This window comes from Vibrio sp. 1180_3, assembly GCF_029478545.1.
Classification (GTDB): domain Bacteria; phylum Pseudomonadota; class Gammaproteobacteria; order Enterobacterales; family Vibrionaceae; genus Vibrio; species Vibrio aestuarianus.
The window spans coordinates 63,937-82,604 of record NZ_SJFM01000013.1 but is presented as its reverse complement, the minus strand read 5'-3'; the positions used below and the strand labels follow the sequence as shown (position 1 = coordinate 82,604).

Annotated in this window: 17 protein-coding genes and 1 pseudogene; 8 read left to right on the top strand and 10 right to left on the bottom strand. The window is 41.0% G+C overall.

Translation table 11 applies throughout. The features are described 5' to 3' along the window. Positions 1-15: 15 nt before the first annotated feature. The 3 genes from EYW48_RS10165 (at position 16) to EYW48_RS10155 (ending at position 2,965) form a co-directional block, all read left to right on the top strand. Positions 16-684, top strand: a complete 669-nt coding sequence (locus EYW48_RS10165; protein WP_277432363.1) for a response regulator transcription factor — start codon at positions 16-18, stop codon at positions 682-684. 147 nt (positions 685-831) lie between these two features. After that, positions 832-1,836 carry an SEC-C domain-containing protein gene (locus EYW48_RS10160; protein WP_171981779.1) on the top strand — a complete coding sequence of 335 codons (1,005 nt, stop codon included), beginning with the start codon at positions 832-834 and terminating at the stop codon, positions 1,834-1,836. Positions 1,837-1,846: 10 nt separating this feature from the next. Next, positions 1,847-2,965: a hypothetical protein gene (locus EYW48_RS10155; RefSeq protein WP_277432362.1), complete on the top strand. Its 1,119-nt coding sequence runs from the start codon at positions 1,847-1,849 to the stop codon at positions 2,963-2,965. 145 nt (positions 2,966-3,110) lie between these two features. Here the strand turns inward: EYW48_RS10155 and EYW48_RS10150 are convergent, their stop codons facing one another. Beyond that, positions 3,111-4,424, bottom strand: a complete 1,314-nt coding sequence (locus tag EYW48_RS10150) for an AAA family ATPase (protein WP_277432361.1) — start codon at positions 4,422-4,424, stop codon at positions 3,111-3,113. A gap of 314 nt (positions 4,425-4,738) precedes the next feature. Here EYW48_RS10150 and EYW48_RS10145 point away from each other — a divergent pair, with 314 nt between their 5' ends. Beyond that, positions 4,739-5,428, top strand: coding sequence for an IS6 family transposase (locus tag EYW48_RS10145; protein ID WP_277432360.1), 690 nt, complete (start codon positions 4,739-4,741; stop codon positions 5,426-5,428). A 51-nt stretch (positions 5,429-5,479) separates the two neighbouring features. Here the strand turns inward: EYW48_RS10145 and EYW48_RS10140 are convergent, their stop codons facing one another. Both EYW48_RS10140 and EYW48_RS10135 read right to left on the bottom strand, forming a co-directional pair. After that, on the bottom strand, positions 5,480-6,829 hold the full coding sequence (locus EYW48_RS10140) for an adenylosuccinate lyase family protein (protein ID WP_277432359.1): 1,350 nt from the start codon (positions 6,827-6,829) through the stop codon (positions 5,480-5,482). A gap of 8 nt (positions 6,830-6,837) precedes the next feature. Next, positions 6,838-8,415: a PTS transporter subunit EIIC gene (locus EYW48_RS10135; protein ID WP_277432358.1), complete on the bottom strand. Its 1,578-nt coding sequence runs from the start codon at positions 8,413-8,415 to the stop codon at positions 6,838-6,840. A gap of 156 nt (positions 8,416-8,571) precedes the next feature. On the opposite strand from EYW48_RS10135, the gene EYW48_RS10130 reads away from it, so the two are divergent. Beyond that, complete coding sequence (locus EYW48_RS10130; protein WP_277432357.1) at positions 8,572-10,143, top strand: helix-turn-helix domain-containing protein; 1,572 nt, start codon at positions 8,572-8,574, stop codon at positions 10,141-10,143. A gap of 77 nt (positions 10,144-10,220) precedes the next feature. On the opposite strand, the gene EYW48_RS10125 is transcribed toward EYW48_RS10130, so the two are convergent. Further along, the gene (locus EYW48_RS10125) at positions 10,221-10,910 is read right to left on the bottom strand and encodes an IS6 family transposase (protein ID WP_277432356.1); all 690 of its coding nucleotides are present in this window, start codon (positions 10,908-10,910) and stop codon (positions 10,221-10,223) included. Between the two features lie 108 nt (positions 10,911-11,018). On the opposite strand from EYW48_RS10125, the gene EYW48_RS10120 reads away from it, so the two are divergent. After that, complete coding sequence (locus EYW48_RS10120; RefSeq protein WP_277432355.1) at positions 11,019-11,576, top strand: hypothetical protein; 558 nt, start codon at positions 11,019-11,021, stop codon at positions 11,574-11,576. A gap of 4 nt (positions 11,577-11,580) precedes the next feature. Here EYW48_RS10120 and EYW48_RS10115 read toward each other — a convergent pair. The 3 genes and pseudogenes from EYW48_RS10115 to EYW48_RS10105 form a co-directional block, all read right to left on the bottom strand. Next, a pseudogene (locus EYW48_RS10115) lies at positions 11,581-11,861 on the bottom strand (integrase); the annotation flags it as partial. Positions 11,862-11,910: 49 nt separating this feature from the next. Further along, entirely contained in the window at positions 11,911-13,131 is a 1,221-nt protein-coding gene (locus tag EYW48_RS10110; protein ID WP_277432354.1) for a site-specific integrase, read from the bottom strand. 234 nt (positions 13,132-13,365) lie between these two features. Next, entirely contained in the window at positions 13,366-14,232 is an 867-nt protein-coding gene (locus tag EYW48_RS10105) for a YicC/YloC family endoribonuclease (protein ID WP_171980917.1), read from the bottom strand. Positions 14,233-14,411: 179 nt separating this feature from the next. Here EYW48_RS10105 and rph point away from each other — a divergent pair, with 179 nt between their 5' ends. Together rph and pyrE are read left to right on the top strand one after the other, a co-directional pair. Next, positions 14,412-15,128 (top strand): ribonuclease PH, encoded by a 717-nt coding sequence (rph, locus tag EYW48_RS10100; protein ID WP_053309718.1) that lies wholly within the window; start codon positions 14,412-14,414, stop codon positions 15,126-15,128. Positions 15,129-15,355: 227 nt separating this feature from the next. Continuing rightward, positions 15,356-15,997, top strand: a complete 642-nt coding sequence (gene pyrE / locus EYW48_RS10095; protein WP_277432353.1) for an orotate phosphoribosyltransferase — start codon at positions 15,356-15,358, stop codon at positions 15,995-15,997. Between the two features lie 101 nt (positions 15,998-16,098). Here pyrE and lpxM read toward each other — a convergent pair whose 3' ends face one another. From lpxM to slmA, 3 genes are read right to left on the bottom strand one after another with little or no spacing between them, the layout of a single operon-like run. Next, the gene (gene lpxM / locus EYW48_RS10090) at positions 16,099-17,076 is read right to left on the bottom strand and encodes a lauroyl-Kdo(2)-lipid IV(A) myristoyltransferase (RefSeq protein ID WP_053309716.1); all 978 of its coding nucleotides are present in this window, start codon (positions 17,074-17,076) and stop codon (positions 16,099-16,101) included. 21 nt (positions 17,077-17,097) lie between these two features. Further along, positions 17,098-18,045: a Kdo(2)-lipid IV(A) acyltransferase gene (locus EYW48_RS10085; RefSeq protein WP_171980915.1), complete on the bottom strand. Its 948-nt coding sequence runs from the start codon at positions 18,043-18,045 to the stop codon at positions 17,098-17,100. Between the two features lie 23 nt (positions 18,046-18,068). Further along, positions 18,069-18,659, bottom strand: coding sequence for a nucleoid occlusion factor SlmA (gene slmA, locus EYW48_RS10080; protein WP_277432352.1), 591 nt, complete (start codon positions 18,657-18,659; stop codon positions 18,069-18,071). Positions 18,660-18,668 lie beyond the last annotated feature (9 nt).

Sequence of the window (18,668 nt, the reverse complement as noted above, 5' to 3'; positions counted from 1 at the left end):
TTCCGAGGTCTAACCATGGAAGGAAAAGTATTAGATAAGCGAAATTCTGAAAAGAAGGTGTTGTTCTTAGGACGGAAAAATATTCATTCTAGGCTTATCCAAAGAGAGCTATGTAAATGTAATAAATTTTCGATAAAACATCAGGATATAGAAAAATTTAGCCAAGATGAGAGCGTGGATGAAATTGCCGTAGTTCTTATCGGTTATGATTATATTAATGATCAGCTATATAACCATTTGCTCTCAGCGATGACCTTAAATCTAAATCTTGTGATTTATAATGTACCGCTGGATCTGTGCACTGAAGAAATTGCGTCATGGGTATGTTTAAAAGGCATTCTTTATGAAGATGCACCAGTCGAACATCTGATTCGATGTGTGGAGTCTGTGGCGAATGGAAATTTGTGGCTGCCACGTGAATTAATGGCAAGCATGCTCAATCAACTCAAACCTTATGCTTTGTCTTCTCAACACGGCTTAGAAGAATTGACCAAGCGTGAAAAGCAAATTCTCGATCGTTTAGTATGTGGTCGCTCTAACCTACAGATAGCCAATGAACTATTTGTTGCTGAAAGCACAGTCAAAACACACATCTATAAACTGTATAAGAAGATCAACGTCAACTGCCGCCGCGAAGCAATCAGATTTGTCCGCCAGCATGGTGAAGCGGAAGCGCAGCTATGAATATCTCATTTTTTAGTTAACTCTTTTCTATTGCCAATAGATTCATTATGAAGGGCTGTGATTTTCAAGCATGCTGATCTTAGTTTTATTTGTGCGGGTGGGTATAATCATGCAATAGCAAACATAACTAGCTTAGAACCACTAACAATGAAACCAGGTCGAAACGACGCTTGTCCTTGTGGCAGCGGTAAAAAATACAAACGTTGTTGCATGAACCGAGTGTCAAAGCTGCATGCTGAACTCTTTGATGATGTTGAGCAAATGGTTGCGATGAATCCTAATTTATCGCTCGATGAACTCAATGTAGTGATGCAACACAAAGTTCAGGAGCGTAATAACTGCTCACACTCTGATTTTTGTGGTTTATCATCTACGCAAATGGCCAATTGGCTCTATGCGCCTTTTGATGAATTACAATGGGTGACAATGTCCACGCCAGATGATCTCTCATCTAGCCCTGTGATGCGATATTTGGCGCTGATTTTAGACGAAGCTATGCAAAACGAGGGATCGTTTAAGGCCACGAGTAAAGGTAACTTACCGGCCAAGTTAGTCAAACTGGCCAGTGGCTTATTGCCGCAATTTGCTGTTTCTCAATTTGAGCGTGATATTAGCATCAGTGATTTTGCTGGTAGCAATGAAGATAAATTTAATGCCCTACACTATGCTCGTATTTTAGCTGAAATTGCAGGCATCATTTATCGTCGCAGTGGCCGTTATCATGTGAAAAAAGCCGCCCAGAAGCAGTATCAGGTCCATGGTCTTCAAGTCTTTTTTAAACCCATGCTAGAAGCCACGATAACTCAATACAATTGGGGCTATTTTGACGGTTTTGATCATGAAGTGAATTTACAAACCTTCTGGCTCTTTATGTTGTGGCGTTTACAAGGCCATGGAAATGTTGGTCAGTTGATTGATGAGATGGAAACCGCATTTCCTGATTTGTTGCGTGAATTTCCATCGGATGGCTATTTTTCACCAAAACAGAATTTAAGTCTCTTGATTGAGTCGCGCTTTATTGATCGTTTTTTACAGTTTTGGGGATTTGTTATCATTGATCCAAGACGCTACGTTAATGGTGAACCAGTCGCCAGAAAAGTGCAGATCCAACCTTTGTTGACCCAAACGTTCCAATTCACAATAAATACATAGCAAGGTCATCGTGAGCGAATATCAATACTATAAATTCGAGCGTTTGGATGGGTATTTAGATGCTAAAGCGCGTCAAGCACTCAGATCGATTTCAAGCCGTGCCGAGATCAGCGCTACGTCCTTTCAGGTGTATTACACCTACAGTGACTTAAAGGCTGAGCCTTCTGAGTTGATGGTAAAATACTTCGATATCGGTTTTTATTATGCTGATTGGGGCTCAATCGATGTATACATCAAGCTACCAGCTGGAACGCTTCCAGATGTGTTACTCGGCTTTTCAATAGATGGGCTTTATGTGCATCAAAGCGATGAGTGGCAGTTGCTGATTTTTTCCATCGAGGAGTATGACGAATATTTTGACGATGAACATGCTGACGATTTTTTCCAGCATTTAGCTGCTTTACGCAGCGGTTTAATGCAAGGGGATTGGCGCCTTGTGTACTTCATGTGGCTCAAAGCGTTTGATTTTAATGATGACGTTGAGCGAATGCCGTTGATTCAATTCGATTTTGAACACCTCAGTGAAGAGTTGCAGGCCTTTGCGGCACTGTATGATATTCCCTTAGCATTGGTTAAGGCGCTCGCCATGGTGCTGAACGAACAATCAAGTCACCAAGCCAAACAACCCCATTTTCAGTTTGATGCGTGGCTACACAATCTCACGGATGCGGAGAAAAATACGCTACTACGCACGCTGTTTGAGCAAGGCCAGCTAACCCGCCACCAAGCCTTAGCACTGACGCGAAAAGAACCAGCCAGCAAAGACGAAGCCTATCTGTATTGGTTAACGCTCGACCTAATTTCCCCTTTCATCGAGCAAGCGCAAAGCCAATTACAGCAAGAGCAAGCAGAGGAACTCGCAAAAAAATTAGCCATCGAAAAAGCGGAAAAAGAAAAATCGTTGACGGATATCTACAATCAGCGTGAACGCTTCTGGCAGCAAGCACAAGAGCAAGCGAATCGAACTTGCGCCAGTGGTTACGATACGGCATCACGCTATCTGCATCAGCTGTTTGAGGCTTATCAGTTCAAAGCTGATAAAGCGGCGTTTGAACAACGCTTTAAGCGCTTTGTTGTGGCGAATGATAGCCGTAAAGCACTATTAAATCGCTTGAGTGATTTGCTTTAAACGATGGGGCTATAGGCCGACCAAATGACGTGAGCAAAAAACTGATTGAGGGTTGATTGAAAGGTTGTAAGCCCACCAAAAGGTCTACAGATTATTACCTATAAAGTAACGTTGTGTAGACCTAGTGCTTCTAGACAATGCGCTTTTACCATCTCTGAGGTAAATACTGTGTGAAATACAAAGGCATCACGATATTGGTTTGTTCTAACGCTGAAGAGCCTTGTGTACCCGTTAACTTAAAGGTTTTACTTGGAGTACATTTTTCAACGTAGGATGCCAACGATTTTGCTCTTGTACGTTTACCACTTTTGACTTCAACAGGGACGATATCGCCTTCATCGGTTGCCAAAATAAATTCGATTTCGGCGCGGGCGTCATTCCATGAATAGCTTGGGTCAACACCAATAGCAGTGAGCTCTTGTTGCACAAAGTTTTCAGCCACATAGCCTTTGTATTCATAGTTTTGTTGCTTAATCTCTTTATAACTGCTGCCTAGCATATGATTGAGCAGGCCCACATCAAACAGAAACAGTTTAACCATATTTTCTTTTTTATAGGCCGCCAGCGGAGATTTCGGCAATCCTTCAACAGGGTAGTTTGGCAAAGCTAAGCGGCAGCAGTTAAGCCAATGGATCGCGGTTTCAAAGTCGCTATAACGAGATTTCCGCTCATGCACATGCTTAAATTTAAAGCGTTTAACGGACTCATCGCTCACAAGTGATAGCTGCGCTGGAATGCTATTAAACACAGATTCAATTAGTGTGGCATCGACCTTGCCTGCGTACTTACCGAAATCGCGGCGATAACCTTCAACTAAATCGGCATGAATTTTTGTGACTTTTTCAACACGCTCTAGAATGCTTGAATCCTTAAACTGATACCAAGCAGAAACGGCTTCCGGCATACCACCGGTAAAAAAATAGTCGGTTAGTTTATCCATCAATTTAGTGTGCACCGCCGGTGTGCTTGCTTGACTCTCAAATGCTTTGATCAGTGCTTGCTCGTTGGATGCGTAAATAAATTCTTGGAAGGTCAGTGGTCGTAAATTGTATTGTTCTACCTTGCCTACAGGGAAGGTATTGAGCAAACCAATGTTCGAACCGCTGGCTGCGACAAAATAGGACGGTGCTTTTTCGGCAAAATACTTCAGCGAAGTTACGGCTCGTTCACATTCGCCAATTTCATCTAATATCAGCAAGTCGGTTTCTGGATTGAACGCTTGGTTGGTTAACAACTCAATGTTCATTACTAGCTCGTCAGGTGACAGTGAGCCATCGAACGCCTCTTTGTAGGCAGGATTTTCAAGGAAGTCGATACGAAGGATGTTGGCAAAGGTGTTCCCAAACAACTCTTGCAGCAGATAGGTTTTACCTGTTTGTCTTGCGCCATCGATCAATAATGGCTTGCGCACAGGTTGTTTTTTCCATGCAATTAAGGCGTTGAGTAAGTTACGCTGCATAGTCATTTCCCGCCAATAAAGATTGTTAACGGCCTATACTATAACTCGAATTGCACTTTTATGCGCATAAAAGTGTGGAATTTTACATTTTTTTGCGCATAAAAGTGTAATTTGGTGGTCTTTGGCATTCAGGGATTCACATCATCGCCTTGGTCAATGCGCAAACTAAGCCTAAAAGTAGGATATAAATACAATTATATTGAGCAAAATGGGAATATAGTCCCTTGGGTTGGTGATATGGCTAAGCGTGATTTGCACAAGCAACAGCCGCAATGATACTGTCAAGTTAACCAATGCTATGGCAGTATTTCCATATGAGCATATATAAAAGACACAGATTCCCTCCTGAAATTATCCAACACACCGTCTGGTTGTATTACCGTTTTAGCTTGAGTTTTAGGGATGTAGAAGATCTACTAGCAGAACGAGGCATTACCGTAAGTTACGAAACTATTCGGTATTGGTGTAACAAATTCGAGCGTATCTACAGCAAACGTCTCAAGAAAAACGCCGATCGATTTGGTGATACGTGGTTCATGGACGAGGTGTATATTCACATTCGTGGTGAGCGTCATTACCTTTGGCGAGCGGTAGACCAGGATGGTGATGTTATCGATATTCTCGTCCAGAAAAAAAGAGATGGAAAGGCTGCCAAGCGTTTCTTCAACCGCTTGCTAACGAGAAATCAAGGGGTTAGCCCTTGGAAAATAGTGACAGATAAACTTCGCAGTTATAATGTTGCTCACAGAGAGCTTGTTCCAGAATCAATTCACGACAATAGCAAGTATCACAATAATCGGTGTGAAAGTTCTCATGAACCAACAAGGGTGAGGGAGCGGCAAATGCGAAAATTCAAAAGTAGGGCACATGCGCAGCGCTTCCTCAGTATGTTTTCGCTTGTTTATAACGTATTCAATTTGCAAAGACATTTGTGTCGAGCTGAATTTTACAAAAGTCGAAGAACTGATGCTTTTGCCAAATGGTGTGATATTACCGCGAGTTAATCTACTATTCGTCGAATCGTAGAGGCTAAAACCAGTTAACTTGACAGTACCTTACACACGATAAGCAAATGCCTTTTCTGACCAATAAACGGCTGTTTCACGACACTGACCAATATATTCTAATGGATCAAGCAATTGCTGAATCTCTGACTCAGTAAAGTTTTCTTTCATTATTGAGTTATCACCAAGCACTTCACTATATTCTCGACCACTATGAGTACTCTCCATTGCCAACTCATAAACCAGTTCATGAGCAGGATCTTTACCTAGACGTTCAACCAAGCTCATCATGATTTTTTCACTATTAATCAACCCATGAGTGATCATGACATTCTTTTTCATATACTCTGGATTGATAACAATAGTACGAGTCAATTCTTCTGCTCTAATGACCACTTCTGCAATTAACTCTGCGGCTTCTTGTAATGAATTATCATAGACAAAATAGGCGGAGCTGTCCGCTTCAAATGGTCTTGGTGCCACATACATTGTTGTTGTTAATACAGAATAAAGCTTCAGAGAGTTTGCGATAATGCCTTTCGCTAATTTTGGGTTTACTTTTTGAGGCATAGTACTGCTACCAACGGTTCCTTTTTTAAAGGCTTCAGAAAGTTCACCAAACTCTTCACTGGAGGTTTGATATACTTCTTCAGCCATTTTATGAAACGTTGTTGCAAGCAGTGCTAAATTATTAATATATTCCGCTCTGTAAACTCGATTATTACGAGATGGAATATTCATTGAATGCATTCCAAGCTGATTTGCGACATGATCTTGCACTTCTCGCCCAACAGGTCCCATCGCATGAAAAGCACCAACAGCACCGCCCATCATGACTGTAAAAACTCGTTTTTCTGACTCTTTTAATCTCTCAACAGCAGAAATCAACTCCTCAATCCAAACCGATACTTTATACCCATAAGTAATTGGTAGTGCGTGTTTGCCATGCGTTCTTCCTGGCATAACTGAAAGTTGGTGTTTTTCTGCCAGCTTACCTAGGCTATGAATGGACTGCTCAACAAAGCCCAACAACTTATTATGAAACTTCTTGAGTTGATAAAGTTGCGCTGATTGTTGAATATTTTGAGTTGTGATCCCGTAATGAACGTATTTGCCACTTTCTTCATCACAAGCTTTCACTAACACTTTAATTAAAGGCATAAACCCATGTCCGATTTCACGGTAAATTCGATCCATTTCTTCTAAATCGATATTGTCCATATGACATGTTTTCGCAATATTTTTTCCCGCTTTAGCCGGAATAATACCCAACTCACCTTGAGCTAAAGCAAGCGCACCTTCTAAATCTAAATAAGATTGCAGTTTTGCATGATAAGAGAGTTCATCTCGTAACCCTCTATCATCTATTGTTTTACTTTTTGAATCATATAGTGCTTTCATTATTATTCCTAAGCCATTTTTGATGTTAAAATGACACCATTCATATGATCATCAACTGAATTACGCACAAACTCAACATGTGGACCAAATACAATATGAATGTGTTTTCCTGATGGGAAGAATGTACCTGCTGATCCAGCAGCTTTAAATTTATCAACATCAAGAAGATCTTTATCTTTAAAGTCAATACGAAGTCGAGTTACACAGTTTTCAACACGTACTATGTTTCCTTTGCCACCTAAGCCTTCAATAACTAATTCAGCAATTTTATCGTACTCTTTATTTAATAATAATGTGTTGTCACCAACATCTTGTTCACGACCTGGTGTTGCTATCTTGAATTTCACAATGGCATAGCGGAACACACCATAGAAAACGACAAAGTTGACAATACCAACCAGAATTAAAGAAATCCATTGAGTGTTTTCATACATCAATCCAAAGATACCAAAATCAAAGATGGTTCCACGAATATAACCAATAGATACGTCTAAGAAATACAATGGAATAGCTAATAAACCAGATAATACGGCATAGACAACAAATAAAACCGGTGCAATAAATAGGAACGAGAACTCTAGTGGCTCTGTAACATTACCAAGGAATGCCGTTAATACCACCGTTAAGATGATTCCACGAGCAAACTTTTTATTCTTAGTAAACGCAGTGTGATACATAGCTAAACCGATCGCAGGTATACGGAATAGTGTTGTCAACATTTGTCCTGATGCTAAGTAACCACCTAAAGTTGGCATCAACTCTTTCCATGCTGGATGATTAGGACCTAACTCAAATAACACATGATTCATAGCTGGTAAAATACCGACGTATTTCACACCATCGATCATGTAGATACCACCGGCTTCTGTAAATCTCAGCATGGAACTTAATACATGATGCAATCCAAATGGAATAAGCAGTCGATTCAATGTCCAATAAGCCCCCATACCAACCCCTTCATACATAAAGAAGCCAGATAGAGAAATCATTGCGGCTGTAAACCATTCCCAAATAAATGGAATGATCAAACCAACAGGCATCGTCACAGCAATTGAAATAATTGCGACCGATTTTTTACCACTAAAGAAGGCAAAAGCAAGAGGCAGTTGCAATCGATAAAACCTATCGGTCACTTTGGCTGCAATTAGGCCCGCAATAATGCCCCCTAATGCTTCAATTTTTAACGTATGTATACCGAGTATCATTCCCTGCCCAGCGAGAGCCAATTTTCCGGTGGCTAAATCTCCTGTTAATGTCAAACTGACCTTCATTGTGATCAGTAGTGTTAAATAAGCAATTACTGAAGCAAAAACGGCAATACCTTTTTCTTTTTTTGACATACCATAAGCAACACCCATTGCAAATAAAAGAGGGATATTAGAAAAAATAACACCTGCAATGGTTTTTAATGATGTAAATAACGCTTTAAAACCTTCACTACCGAGAAAAGGTAGTTGTTCTACCATGTAAGATTGACCGAGTGCACTTGAAACACCCATCAACATACCTACTGGTGCCAAAACGGCAATAGGCAACAACAGTGACCGCCCAAATGTCTGGATTTCTTGTTTAAAAGAGCTTTTCATTTTTATTATTCCTTAATGACTTTTGTATAATTTTAATTTAAATTTAAATTCATTCAATGACACAAATTGTTATCAATTTTTTTCATATTATGACTTTAAATAACTCTAACTTATTGTTATAAATAGAAGTAACGAATTTGATTAATTGGTTATGTGATGCACTTAAAAAAAATAGATTTACAAATTGTGAAACGGATCACAGAGCTAGAAGAGTTTTCCGTTGACTTTATTGCTGAAGATTTACAACAACATAAAATGACTGTTTATCGTTCAATCCAACGTATTAACGATTTTATATCAAAGCAAGATAAGACATCTTCAGACATCGCTTCATGTCACCCGGAAACGGAGCTCTTAAATTATGAACAATACCTTCAGCTATTTAACGATTTGACAGTAATGAACTACAGACACGATTTAAATGAGCGTTCTGAACATCTACTATTCACTTTATGTCTAAAAAAAGTTCTAAATAAAAAGAAGCATTACGAAGCGATCAAAATCAGTTTAAGCTCGTTGAAAAATGACAGTTTACATTTACAAAATATCATCACTAAATATGGATTTTCTTTAGTGACTCATAAAAGAAAGGGAACTCAACTTGTCGGAAATGAAACAATCATTCGCTCTGTTATTGTTAATCAGTTATCTAAAATCATTCAACTAGACGAACAATTAAACTTCAAAATAAAGAGCACTATCACCCCTTTAAATCGTGTTTTGGCCGAACAGTTCATCGATTTATGTAACACGCTTACAATCAATCCAAATCAACTCTATTTGAAACTTAGAGAAGAGCATGACATCAAGCTGTCCTATAATTCTCGAAAATTCATCTTATTATACGTATCGATTACTTTATTGCGTTTCCATCGATATCAAATAATAGCTAAAAGTGAAATCCCTAGCTTAATTCACTGTCAAGTATTTACATTACCAACACTGAACAAAGAAGAAAGTCTCTTATTTTCAAAAATACTCGCTTGTTTAACTTATAAAAAAGGGCGTTATTTATGTTTTAACTCAAAACTACTTAAATTGGTCCGTCAGTTCTCTGAAGGTATACAATCTCGATTTGTTACAACCATCATTAATCAATATGAGTTTAATACTGACATATATGAGTTAATCGAAAGTACGCTAATCAGACAGCAACTTGGTATTCATTTTATCGATAAAAAGCTTGAAAAGGTCATTGGTATTGAACAAAAGGCATATTTAAATATTGCGCCCTATTTTTACTTATTTGAAGATACTTACGCTCTCATTTTTGATGACAACGTGATCGCAACATTAATACTCATTATCAAAAAACATACAGAAAGAAACAAGTCAACAGATAGACAACGTAAACGACTGTGTTTTATCACCAATTCATCTGAAAATAAACTCGGTTATCTTTTTGAAAAATTAAAGACACTCTTTCATGTGGAGTTAACCGAAATATTAGATATTAATGAAATATCACGATTAAAAGAAATCCAGCCTGATGCTATCGTTTGCTTTACTCACAAGATAGAAATACTGATTAAAAAATCTGGACATCAGCCTGAAAAGCTAAAATTCAATGCAACACATACAGAATTACAAAATTTTGGTAAGAAATTGCAATTATCAAGAGCGTCTCGGAAAATACCAATGGATATATTTTTAAAAGAGATTGAAGGGAAAACAAAAGATGAGATAAAATATTTATTGAATAATCAGTATTCAAGTTATTTCATTTAATATCTCCCTACAGGGTTTAATTGGTTGGTACTGTCAAGTTAACTGGTTTTAACCTCTACTGTTCGACGAAAAATAGATTAACTCACGGTAATATCACGCCATTTGGCAAAAGCATCAGTTCTTCGACTTTTGTAAAATTCAGCTCGACACAAGTGTCTTTGCAAATTGAATACGTTGTAAACAAGCGAAAACATATTGAGGAAGCGCTGCGCATGTGCCCTACTTTTGAATTTTCGCATTTGCCGCTCTCTCACCCTTGTTGGCTCATGGGAACTTTCACATCGATTGTTATAATACTTTTCTTTATCATGAATTGATTCTGGAACGAGTTCCCTGTGACCGACATCATAACTGCGAAGTTTATCTGTCACGATTTTCCATGGTCTAACTCCCTGATTTCTCGTTAACAAACGGTTGAAGAAACGCTTGGCAGCCTTTCCATCTCTTTTTTTCTGGACGAGAATATCGATAACATCACCATCCTGGTCTACCGCTCGCCAAAGGTAGTGGCACTCTCCACGAATGTGAATATACACCTCGTCCATGAACCACGTATCACCAAATCGACCGGCGTTTTTCTTGATACGTTTGCTATAGATACGCCCGAATTTGTTACACCAATACCGAATAGTTTCGTAACTTACGGTAATGCCTCGTTCTGCTAGTAGATCTTCTACATCCCTAAAACTCAAGCTAAAACGGTAGTACAACCAGACGGTATGTCGGATAATTTCAGGAGGAAATCTGTGTCTTTTATATATGCTCATAAGGAAATACTGCCATAGCATTGGTTAACTTGACAGTACCTCCAGAACCAATCGGACACTATCGCTCGCTTAATACATGCTCAGTTGAATAATCATTTTTATGAAAATGTGACTGAGTATGAAGTGCAAGTCACCAGTGGTTTTACACCACTAAAAAACTGTTCTTATACTGTAGCTCGGGATCAAGATGTAGTGCCTTATACTACGACAATCAAAGAAAAGAGCAAGATTAAGCAGTTGATCTTTGGTGGTTTTTCTAAGTGTCTCTATCCATTGCAGAAATTTGACTCAGATACCGAACGCCGATTCTCTTCGCTGTTGGAAAGGCATAGCCTAAAATGGCTGAAGCCTGCCGCTGGGCAGTTTAATCTTTACTATCGTAGCGGTACTGAACACCCGGCGTATTTGCCTGATTTTATTGCTGAAACGGACAAATATGTCTTGATGATTGAGACAAAAAGCGCTCAGCATAAAGAAAAAGAGGGTGGCTGGAGCGAGGAAGTAACTGAGAAGGCAAAGGCAGGCAGTACATGGTGTAAAAATGCATCCCAACACTTGCTCGCCAATGGCGGAAAGGAATGGAAGTACTTGCTGATTCCACATGATGAAGTTAAGGACCACAATACGCTAGATAGCTTTATATCGCGATTTACGTATATTCAGTAAACGCCTAGCCAATAACTTTTAAACTTTTAGTTCCAGTAACAGAGAGGCTGCCTTTGGCGGCCTCTTTTATATACCCACTTCACCAGCACATCATTAGTTTTCGTCGTTCTAAATAATCGGTACGCTTGTAGGCGCTACGAACTTGGTTATCGTCAACGTGGGCAAGTGCAGCTTCTATTCTATCACTTTCGAAGCCTTGTTTGTATAGTGTGTACTTGCAAGAGAGCGTAGCCCATGGCTTACAAGTTCTCCAGCAAAACCGATACACTTAAGTGCGATGCTTGAGTGCGATGCTTGCTGTTTGGTTGTTAGTGAGATTTTTATCTCTTGAACGTTAATAGGTCGCGATATAGTCTTTTACCAGAGCAGTGACTTTTTCTAGTGCTTCTTTACGCTCCTCAAGATAATCATATCGGTCATAGATACCTTCCACACCTTTAAGCTTATGATTTAAACAACGCTCAGCAACATGGCTAGGAACTTTCACAGAAGCGAGTAGGCTACGGCAAGTTCGACGTAAATCGTGGACAGCGAAATGTTTAATGTCACCCATTTTGTTTGGTGGTTGAATCTTGCGCCCTGCTTCGCGTCCAAATAGCTTTGAAATCGCTCTGTTAAGCGTGTCTTTGCCCATGTGTGGGACTTTACTTTCTCTTCGATTAGGGAAAACGTAATCTGACCCGCAAGCTCGCATATGTAGCTCTTGGAACCACTGCACACAAGTATCAGGAAGCGGAATAGTGAACCCATTTCCTGATTTACTTCTTTCTGCTGGTAAATGCCAGAAAGAGTTCTCAAGGTCGAACTCTGTCCATTTCGCTTCGGTTAATTCAGACTTACGAACGCCAAGGCAAAGAAGTAACGCACAGGCTAGGTAATTGTCTCGGTTAAAACTATAAATATTCTCATTGAAGACAGAGAAAACACTTTTAATTTCCTCCAGTTCTAACATGCGATCTCGGCTCTCTTCAATGCCACCAGCATCATAGTTAGAAAAAGCTAGAGCAGGATTCGACTCAATTACGCCAATTTTCATTCCGTGCTTAAAAAGTTGTTTACAGTACATTAAAGTGTCATTTGCTGTCGTTGGACGTCCACTATTAGCAACGATTTGAATAATGTTACGGATATCTAAAGGAGTGACGTGTTTTAATGTGTTCTGCCCGATCTGAGGGGAGATTTCTTTCTGGTAGATACGTTTAGGTATGTTGGGGTGTTTTAATCTTTTTTCTAAATCTATGTACCAGTCTTCGAATAGGTCATCGACTATCTGTATATCGACTTGCTTGCTTTTTTTTCTTTCGGCAATTGGGTTGACGCCTTCACTTATTTGTTTGCGAAGTTCTGAGGCTTTAATCCTTGCGTCAGCAAGTGAAAGTTCATCCACTTTGGCAATAGTCACTTCCTTTCTTTTCTTAAACAGCGTGTATCTCAGCATCCAGTATGGTCGACCAACTTTGGGGATCATAAGATAGAAACCACTCCCATCAGCATGACGACCTATTTCTTTGTCTTTTATTATTTTCTTGACTCGCTTGACGGTGAGATTACTCATCTCTATCTCCTTGAATATAGGCTTAAATGTAGCTGTCTTGATCTACTGTTACAAAGTGTGGGGTGTACTTTCTGTTTTTATACTATTTTGGGGAGTAAATTGCAAAGCTCTACCCATTATACTCCCCGTTAATTTTTGGATTTCAGTAGATCCTTGTGGACGCACATGTACAAAGAAATAAAAAAAGCCCTTTTAATTAAGGGCTTTATGGAAATATGAGGAGCTGGTTGGATGTTACTCTATATTCTGGATCTGCTCACGCATTTGTTCAATTAGAACTTTAAGCTCGACGCCTGATGCGGTGATGTCGGTGCTGATTGACTTCGATGCTAGCGTGTTTGATTCACGGTTGAACTCTTGCATCATAAAGTCGAGTTTACGGCCGCATGCACCACCTTTTTTCATCACATTACGTGCTTCTTTAACGTGAGAATCTAAGCGGTCTAGCTCTTCAGCTACATCAGATTTTTGCGCGAGTAGAATAAGCTCTTGCTCGACGCGTGTGGCATCAAGCTCAATTTTCGCTTCTTCAAATTTAGTAAATAGACGCTCACGTTGCCATTGCAGGATTTCAGGCATGCGCGCGCGTACTTTTACCACTTCATCGCTGATCGCATCAAGGCGCTGTTCAATCAAGGCTTTCATGTTGTCGCCTTCACGGCCACGAGCATCAATAAATTCAGACACGGCTTCATCAAAAGCTGCTAATAATTCTTTGTTGATGGTGTCCATATCTTGTTCTGGCGTTTCCATTACACCCGGCCACTGCATGATTTGGAACGGGTTAATGCGGCTTAATTCACCAGTTAGATGCATGACTTGATTGGCCGCTTTGATCACCTGGTTGGCTAACGCTTCGTTGATATTCAACTCACTTTTAGCCGCAGGGTTGGCTTCATAGCGCAAGTGACATTCGACTTTACCGCGCGCTAAACGTTTACGAAAACGCTCGCGTAGCACAGGCTCAAGACCACGAAATTGTTCCGGTAGGCGGAAGTAGGTTTCAAGATAACGTTGGTTTACCGAGCGAATTTCCCATACCGCAGTGCCCCAGTCACCTTTAACTTCTTTGCGCGCGTACGCGGTCATACTGTAAATCATTGAATTGTCCTTTGCTGACGAAGATGAAATATCAAACGGTAGATATGTTAGCACTAGCCGCTCTTAGGTACTAGGTTCACGATAAATGCAAAGGGTGACTAACCTAGCGCCATGGCGCGTAATCCTATATAATCTTGCCCCAATCGATTCCGTCTCACCCGATAAAAGGTAGATGCACTATGCGTCCAAACGACCGCGCTGCAGATCAAGTTCGCCCAATTAAAATTACTCGCAACTATACCGCTTATGCTGAAGGTTCAGTATTGGTTGAGTTCGGCAATACCAAAGTGTTGTGTAATGCCACTGTTGAAGAAGGGGTTCCTCGCTGGCTAAAAGGTCAGGGTAAAGGTTGGGTTACGGCTGAATACGGCATGTTGCCACGTGCAACACATTCACGTACTCGTCGTGAAGCCGCGAACGGTAAGCAAGGTGGACGTACTATGGAAATCCAACGTCTTATTGCTCGTAGCCTACGTGCTGTGGTTGATTTGGAAGCCATGCCTGAAGTGATGATCACCGTAGACTGTGACGTTATCCAAGCCGATGGCGGTACGCGCACCGCTTCAATCACTGGCGCAAGTGTGGCAATGGCTGACGCTTTTGCTCATTTGGTAGCAAAAGGTAAATTGAAGAAGAACCCAATGAAAGGTCATGTTGCTGCTGTATCGGTTGGTATCTTGGGTGAAAACATCTTATGTGATTTGGAGTACGTGGAAGATTCAGCCGCCGATACCGACATGAATGTGGTGATGACAGAAAACGGTAAGATGATCGAAATTCAAGGTACCGCAGAAGGCGAACCCTTTAGCCACGAAGAGCTGATGGACTTACTCGCCGTTGCCAAGAAAGGCATTGCCGATATTGTTGAGGCGCAGAAAGCGGCTCTGGCAGAATAGTTTATAGCTCCCAATTTGGGGGCTATTTTTTTATTTTCGTCATATATAACACTACACCTACGTTAGCTGCAATTTTTCCCCCTAATCACATAGGTCTCCTATGCTCATAGGGCTGAAAAACCTTGCTGCCTTGTTGTAGCGCTATCTATTTAGAAAATTCATCATTGTTAGCTTCCTGATGTGGCGGAAGTTAGGAACTGGAAAGTAAATTAATTTAGAGGAAGAACATGAAAGCGTACCAGCGTGAATTTATTGAATTTGCACTAGAGAAAGAAGTGTTGAAGTTTGGCGAGTTTACTTTGAAGTCAGGTCGTAAAAGCCCTTATTTCTTTAACGCTGGCTTGTTTAATACTGGGCGTGATTTGGCGCGTTTAGGGCGTTTTTACGCCGCTGCGTTGGTTGACTCTGCTATTGAGTTTGATGTGCTATTTGGCCCTGCGTACAAAGGGATCCCAATTGCGACCACTACCGCAGTGGCGTTAGCTGATCATCATGATGTTGATACGCCATATTGTTTTAACCGTAAAGAAGCGAAAGATCACGGTGAAGGCGGTAACTTAGTGGGTAGCGCATTAGAAGGGCGTATTATGCTGGTGGATGATGTGATCACTGCTGGTACTGCTATTCGTGAGTCAATGGAAATCATTCAAGCTAACGGTGCCGATCTTGCTGGTGTCTTGGTGGCTATTGACCGCCAAGAAAAAGGCAAAGGTGAGCTTTCTGCCATTCAAGAAGTAGAGAGTGATTTTGGTTGCGCGATTATATCGATTGTAAGCTTGACTGATCTTGTGACTTACCTTGAAGAGAAGGGCACTGATGCCGTGCACCTTGACGCAGTAAAAGCGTATCGTGCGCAGTACGGAATTTAAGCATTAAAATATTCGCTAATCGCAGAGCAACTTATTGAAAAATGAAAGCCCCGAGTTTGTCGCTCGGGGCTTATTTGTTATTAGCTTAGTTATTCTATTGATTAACTTTGATCGCCATGGTGCGAGTTGTCGTAAATTTCCGAGCCATCACGCTGCGTTTTCAACAGTGATAAATTCCACATGTATTGTTCAGGGCGTGGTGTGACTAAATCTTCGATCGCTTTATTCATCGCGCGCGCATCTTGCTCTTCATCACCAGTAGGGAAGTTTTCTAAGGCAGGGAGAATATGCACCTCATACTTACAGGTTTTATCATTGTACGCGGGCAAAATAGGCACCACTTTCGCTTTTGATAAGCGTGCCATTTTACCAAAGCCTTTTAAGGTCGCCTTTTCGGTGGCAAAGAAAGGGACGAATACAGAGTTGGCTGCGCCAAAATCTTCATCGGGTAGCCAGTAGCCCAAATAACCATCTTTAATTGAACGTACAAACGGTTTGACTCCAGCATCACGCGCAAAAATGCGGCCACCATATTGCATGCGTTGGACGTGCATTAACCAATCACCGATAGGGTTGCGCTGTGGCTTCATGATGGTTGTCACTTTGTAACCTTTTGCCGCGAGCATTACGGCAGGGTAATCAACTGCCCAAGCGTGAGGCGCGAGAATAATCACGTTCTCGCCAGCATCTAACAATGGCAATAAGTTTTCTTCACCAATCATGATGCCGCGTTTTTGGTTGTGTTTGGTTGAGCGCACCAAAAACTCCGAATAACCGAGCATGTATTGTGCTGCTTTGACAAACGTTTCTTCCAAAATAGCTTGGCGTTCTTGCGCGGATTTTTCTGGAAAACATTTCTCCAGATTGACTCGAGCTCGGCGTACCACACGGCCATTTTTACGTACTGCAAATGTTGATAATTTTCGTGCTAAACCATCTCGCCATGCTGGGGGCATGAAAGCGAACAGGGCGGCAAAGACAATCCCAAGCCAAGTCCCCCAATGCTTTGGGTGTAAAAAAGACCATTGGAATGTGGGGTTGTGTAGATATTTATCAGTGCTGTTTTCGTTGTTGCTCATTGAAAGCAAAACCTTTTCTAGTTACAAATAGCGAGAGTTAGTTAACGTTTCGTCTGGTAAAGATTTGAAACGCTTATGGAGCCACATCCACTGTTCTGGCGCACGTAGAATAACCTCTTCCACGTATTTATTCATGTAGGCCGCAGCAGCGGTCATATCATCTTTAGGGTAGTCTGCATCAATCGATTTGTCGGCGATGATTTCATATTTTCCTTGAGCATTCCTAAAACCAGAGCCAGGAACAATGGCACATTTGCTGGTGTAAGCAAGAATACTGGTCCCTGTTGTGGTACAGGCTTCTTCTACCGCAAAGAAAGGCACAAATACCGATTTGTTGTGGCCATAATCTTGGTCAGGTAAGTAGAAAAGACGCTCGCCTTGTTTTAGAACGCGGATCATCTGTTTTAGATCAGTACGATAAATAAGCTTATTGCCATTGCGTGTGCGCCCACGATATTGAATGAATTCATAAGCGGGATTGCTATGAGGACGATACGCACCGTAGCCTGGTAAACCAATCACGCCAAAGGCGCGAGCTGTGATTTCTAGGTTAAGCGCATGTACGCAGCACAGCAATACACCTTTGTTTTCAGCCTGTTTACGTTTTAATTCCTCGACATCTTTGATGTCTAAAATTCGTGCAAAACGCCATGTCGGCCAAAACCAAGTGATGCCAGTTTCAATCAGTGCCATGCCAGTATTTTTGAAATTCTCACTAACGATATGATTGATTTCATCGGTGTTTTTCTGTGGAAAAGCGAGTTCCAAATTACGCTGTGCGATGAATACCCGTTTTTTACCAAAACGCATGCCCAACGCACCAAGTTTACGCCCTATTTTGAGTAAAACAGAATAAGGTAGCACGTTCACTAGCAGCGCAAGCAGGCCAAAACTAAACCACACAACCCAATACTTGGGATGTAATAAGGAGAAGCTAAATTCAGGTTTACCGTACTTTTCTTTACTCATAACTTTCTTTCGTTGTTAAACCGCTACTGAATTTGAGCACTAAGCAGTGCCCAGTATTCTTCAAAGTTAGCGGTAGGTTGATATTTAAAATCAGATCGAACAAAGCGATTCAAACTCCCCTCAACTTGACCAAGCAGCTGAGCGGCCAAGATGGTTTCATCAACGGGAAATGACTTTCCTTCACGCAGTTTACGTTCACGCAGTATCTGACGTAGTGAGGTTTCAATGCGTTCAAATAACTGGTTAATGCGCTCGCGCAGCCGCTCGTTTTCAAACATTAAAGCATGGCCAGATAAAATGCGTGTTAGGCCGGGGTTGCGTTCTGAAAAGGCTAAGATCAGTTGCAGTACTAAGCGAATGCGGCTGAGGGTATCTTTTTCTTCATCCAAAATGCGATTAATACGCGACATTAATGACTCTTCAATAAACTCAATCAAGCCCTCAAACATACGAGCTTTACTTGGGAAGTGGCGATATAAAGCGGCTTCTGACACCCCCACTTGTTTAGCCAGTTTTGCCGTGGTGATACGAGATGCACCTTCGCTTGATTCGAGCATTTCAGCAAGAGCTTGCAGAATCTCTTCACGACGATTGTTTTTTTTATTGACGGCCATGACCCGATT